The sequence below is a fragment of the Saccharothrix coeruleofusca genome (genome assembly GCF_014648515.1).
GTDB lineage: Bacteria > Actinomycetota > Actinomycetes > Mycobacteriales > Pseudonocardiaceae > Actinosynnema > Actinosynnema coeruleofuscum.
Genome location: NZ_BMRG01000019.1, coordinates 9,638 through 13,521, shown reverse-complemented (window position 1 = coordinate 13,521; position 3,884 = coordinate 9,638). Strand labels below are relative to the sequence as shown.

The following is a 3,884-nucleotide window of genomic DNA, read 5'->3' as shown; positions in this document are numbered from 1 at the left end:
CGGGTGGTCGCTCAAGGCGGCGGGCCTGGCGCCCGGCCTGCTGCCCCGCGTGCGCCCGCTGCTGGAGCGGCTGGCCGAGCCGGGGCTGCGGGAGTACCGGCGGCGGCACGGCCTCCGGTGACCGGGGTGGTCACCGGGGTGCCGTGCCCGGTGCTCAGCCCGCCGGGGTCTGCGCGGTGGCCACGATGGTGGCCCGGCCGAGGACGTGGCCCGCCATGGTGAAGCCGAGCAGCGCGGGGGTCGCGTCGGTCGGGACGCCGATGTCCTCGACGTCGAGGGCGTGCACGGTGATGAAGTAGCGGTGCGGGCCGTGGCCCGCGGGCGGGGCGGCGCCGATGTAGCGGGCGGCACGGGTGTCGTTGGGCAGCTGAACGGCAGGCGCGGGCAGCCCGGAGCCGGTGTCGTCGCCCGCCCCCTCCGGCAGGGAGGTGGTGTCGGCGGGGATGTTGGCCACGGCCCAGTGCCAGAAGCCCGACCCGGTGGGGGCGTCCGGGTCGTAGACGGTCACCGCGTAACTCCTGGTGCCCGCCGGGGCGCCGCTCCAGGTGAGCTGAGGAGAGGCGTCCCGGCCGCCGGGCATCCCGAAGGCGCCGGACAGCTGCGGCGCGGCGAGCGGCTTGCCGTCCTCGGTGGTCGTGCTGGTCAAGGTGAAGCCGGGGACCTCGGGCAGGCGCGCGAACGGGTCGTTCTCGGTCATCGTCTTCCTTCGTCGTCGAGCGAGCCGGACAGCTCACGATCGATGACTCTACAGATAATCGATTATTTGGCAAGACGACGTGTCCGCCGCCCCTCGTGGCCCGCTCGCGGCTCAGCGCCCCCGGCGCTCGGCGAGCAGCTTGAAGTTCAGCAGTTGTCGTCGGGCCATGACCAGGTCGCCGACCGACAGGACGGGGGCCGCCCAGCGGTTGGCGCGCATGACGACCTTGAGCAGCAGGCGCGTCGTGCCATTACCGGCGGGCACCAGGACGTAGGACAGGAAGGCGCCCATGACGGTGCCGGTCAGCTGCCTGCCCGGCTCGACCGAGACGACCCGGCCCAGCCTGCGCCCGCCGGAGGCGGTGAACCCCTCACCGACCTCGGGCTCGGGCAGGTCCAGCAGCCTGCGGGGGGAGCGGCGGCCGAAGTTGTCGATCCAGTCGTACGAGTACGGCGCGACCCGCACCTGCGTGACCCACGGCCACACCGCTTCGGCGGGCGCCTCGACGGTCACGCCCCGCCACGCCCGCAACGCGGGCGCGGTCGCGAACCCGTCGCAGGGGTAGGGGCGCGAGACCTCGCTGTCGCTGACACCCCAGCGGTCGCCGATCACGCGCCCGTCCTCCTTCGCCCTGGTGCGGACGACACCGCCTGCCCAGGCGGGGTGCCGGGGCAGGCGGTGTCGGTTCAGCGCGCTCGGTTCAGCGCGGTCAGTTCAGCGCGGTCAGTTCAGGACGTAGCCGAGGCGACCCTCGGCCACCTGGCCCTCGCAGTTCTGGTCGCGCGAGTCCATGTGGTCACCGCCGCTGCCCCGCACCACGCAGCGGAAGAGCGCGCCCGAGCCGTCCACCGAGTTCTCGTGGATGTAGCCGAGCAGGCCCACGCGGGTGTTGCCCTCGCAGTTGGGGTCGAGGGAGGTGAAGCTGTCCCAGCCCAGCGAGCACTGGTAGACCGCCCAGGTGGCGGGCAGCTGGGTGGCCAGGAGCTTGCCCAGCGAGCCCTCGGCCCGGTAGCCCTCGGGAGCGCCGGTGGTGGAGCTGAGGTGGTCGCCGCCCTTGACGTAGCGGACCAGGTCGACCTTGGCGGGCGTGCCCGCCAGCGCGCCGGTGTGCAGCAGGCGGTTCGGCGAGCCCGCGCCCGCGTCACCGATCTTGTCCGCGGTGGCGCTGTCGACCAGCGCGGCGTGCGCGTCGGCGGGCGTGCTGTCCGCGTGGGCGGCCAGGTGCAGCGCCACCGCGCCCGCCACGTGCGGGGTCGCCATGGAGGTGCCGTCGAGGACCGCGGTGTCCGAGTCGCCGGTGTTCCAGGCCGAGGTGATGTCCATGCCGGGGGCGTACAGGTCGGTGCAGTTGCCGTAGTTGGAGAACCAGGCCCTGGCGTCGCCGTCGGTCGAGGCGTTGACCGTCAGCGCCTCGCCCACCAGCGCCGGGCTGTAGCCGCACGCGTTGCGGTTGCTGTTGCCGGAGGCCAGGGCGTAGGTCACGCCCGAGGCGATGGAGGCGCGCACCGCGTCCTCCAGCGGCGCGGTGGCCGCCGAGGCGACCGCGCCCAGGCTCATGTTGGCCACGGCGGGCTTGGCCGCGTTCGCGGTCACCCAGTCGACGCCGCTGACGACGTCGGCCAGGGTGCCCGAGCCGTTGCAGTCGAGGACCCGCACCGCCACCAACTTCACGCCCTTGGCCACGCCGTACTCGGCGCCGCCGATCGTGCCCGCCACGTGCGTGCCGTGCCCCTGGCAGTCGGTGTTGGAGCCGTCCACGAAGTCCACGCCCCACGACGCGCGGCCGCCGAAGGTCGAGTGCGTGGTGCGGATGCCGGTGTCGATGACGTACGCGTGGACGTTCTCGGCGGTCGTGCCGTAGCTGTACGCGGCGTCCAGGGGGAGGTCGCGCTGGTCGGCCCGGTCCAGCCCCCACGACGGCGGGTTGGCCTGGACCTCGGAGGCGCTGACCACGACGTCCTGGCTCACCGACTTCACCGCGGGGTCGGCGGCCAGGCGCTTGGCCTCGGCCTCGCTGGCCTCGACCGCGAAGCCGCGCAGCGCGTGCTGCCAGGTCGCGGTCACCTTGCCGCCGTGTCTGGCGGTCAGCTCCGCGCCCTGGATGCCTACATCGTCCTTGAGCACCACCACGTAGCGGTCGGGCACGGCCGTGCCCTGCGCCGCCATGGCGATGTCCCCCTCAGCCGCGGCCTGCGACACGCCCGAGAACGCGCCGAAGGCGAGGACCGAGGCGCCGAGCACCCCGGTCACGCGAACGAAATCCCGCTTCACCCTAACCTCCCGTAGATCAAGATCAGGGCACGAGGGTGACAGCTCCGGCTTGCCGCGGGGGCGGCTACCGCGACGCGGGTGCGCCAGCCCGAAGTTTCGTCCCCGAATCCACCACGGCGACGTCCTCTTTGTGGCATAGGGCTTTTCCCAGTCCTGCGCCCGACCGGTTGACATAGGTCCAGACCACTCGGCAAGCTGCTGGCGCTCTCGCGTCCGTCGCCGCGCACGTGGTTCCCATCGGGTCACCAAGATCATGGAGGGAAAGGCGCATGGGAGGCCCACGCCAGCTGCTCGCGCTCGTACTGGCGGCGCTCGCCGCAGCCTGCGCGCTCACCGCCCCGGCCGCTGCCGCCGCGACCAAGAAGGGCGTGAGCGTCAACAACCACCCCGGTGTCGCCGCCGCGCTCGCCGACGTGCGGGCGGGCTGGTACTACACCTGGGCATCCGACACCCAGGGGGTGACCACCCCCGCCGGTGTCGAGTTCGTGCCGATGATCTGGGGCGCGGGCGCGGTCAACGACACCGAGCTCAACCGCGCCCGGTCGCTGGGCACCACCCTGCTCGGCTTCAACGAGCCCGACATGGCGGGCCAGGCCAACATGTCGGTCGAGCAGGCGCTGAACCTGTGGCCCCGGCTGCAGGCCACCGGGATGCGGCTCGGCGCGCCCGCGGTCGCGTTCGGCGGGGACCGGGCGGGCGGCTGGCTCGACCGGTTCATGAGCGGGGCCGCCGCGCGCGGCTACCGGGTCGACTTCATCCCGCTGCACTGGTACGGCAGCGACTTCTCCGCCGCCGCGACCGAGCACCTGCGCGGATACCTGCAGGCCGTCCACGACCGCTACCGCAAGCCGATCTGGCTCACCGAGTACGGCCTGATCGACTTCACCGGTCCGCAGCCGCGCTACCCCGACCAGGC

Annotated in this window: 4 protein-coding genes; 1 reads left to right on the top strand and 3 read right to left on the bottom strand. The window is 73.1% G+C overall.

What is annotated here, in order from left to right; all coding sequences use genetic code 11:
• Positions 1-154 precede the first annotated feature (154 nt).
• From IEZ00_RS30440 to IEZ00_RS30430, 3 genes are all read right to left on the bottom strand, one after another.
• Positions 155-697 (bottom strand): YbhB/YbcL family Raf kinase inhibitor-like protein, encoded by a 543-nt coding sequence (locus IEZ00_RS30440; protein ID WP_189226812.1) that lies wholly within the window; start codon positions 695-697, stop codon positions 155-157.
• A 111-nt stretch (positions 698-808) separates the two neighbouring features.
• Positions 809-1,309: an SRPBCC family protein gene (locus IEZ00_RS30435; protein ID WP_189226811.1), complete on the bottom strand. Its 501-nt coding sequence runs from the start codon at positions 1,307-1,309 to the stop codon at positions 809-811.
• A 111-nt stretch (positions 1,310-1,420) separates the two neighbouring features.
• Positions 1,421-2,968: a S8 family peptidase gene (locus IEZ00_RS30430; RefSeq protein ID WP_229796246.1), complete on the bottom strand. Its 1,548-nt coding sequence runs from the start codon at positions 2,966-2,968 to the stop codon at positions 1,421-1,423.
• Between the two features lie 269 nt (positions 2,969-3,237).
• Between IEZ00_RS30430 and IEZ00_RS30425 the strand changes: the two genes are divergently transcribed.
• Positions 3,238-3,884 (top strand): glycosyl hydrolase (locus IEZ00_RS30425; RefSeq protein WP_229796245.1); only part of this gene is annotated, 647 nt, incomplete at its 3' end.